Source organism: Collinsella sp. CLA-ER-H4, assembly GCF_040092395.1.
In the GTDB taxonomy this organism is placed as follows: Bacteria; Actinomycetota; Coriobacteriia; order Coriobacteriales; family Coriobacteriaceae; genus Collinsella.
The window spans coordinates 1-548 of the sequence record NZ_JBBNLQ010000036.1; the positions used below are offsets into that span (position 1 = coordinate 1).

General features: G+C 67.9%; 1 protein-coding gene. It reads right to left on the reverse strand.

The features are described from left to right. Positions 1 to 141: 141 nt before the first annotated feature. On the reverse strand, positions 142 to 548 hold a 407-nt coding region (locus tag AAAX34_RS09440; RefSeq protein WP_349111078.1), incomplete at its 5' end, for a GDP-mannose 4,6-dehydratase.

Sequence of the window (548 nt, forward strand, 5' to 3'; positions counted from 1 at the left end):
TGGCGCGCTGCCAGTTCTCCTTGAACCAGCCGCGCGAGTCGCCGTGGACGGCGAGGTCGACGACCTTCAGGCCCCCGATGCCGGTCTCGGCGACGGAGAGGTCCTTCTCGAATGCGATGTCTGCCATTTTGCTATCCCCTCCTACTGGCCCTGCGCCCTGTAGCGGGCCTCTGTGGCCTCCTTGGCCGGGCGCCACCAGGACTCGTTCTCGACGTACCAGTCGATGGTGGCCTTGAGCCCCTCGGCGAAGTCGGTGTGCGCCGGCCTCCAGCCGAGCTCGCGCTGGAGCTTCGTGCTGTCGATGGCGTAGCGGCGGTCGTGGCCGGGGCGGTCGGCGACCCAGTCGAAGTCCTCGGGGTCGCGGCCCATGGCCTCGAGGATCATGCGCAGGACGGTGATGTTGTTCTTCTCCCCATTGGCGCCGATGAGGTAGGTCTCCCCCGTGCGGCCCTTGGTGAGGATGTCCCAGACGGCGCTGGAGTGGTCCTCGGTGTGGATCCAGTCGCGGACGTTCTCGCCCTTCCCGTAGAGCTTGGGGCGCACGCCGT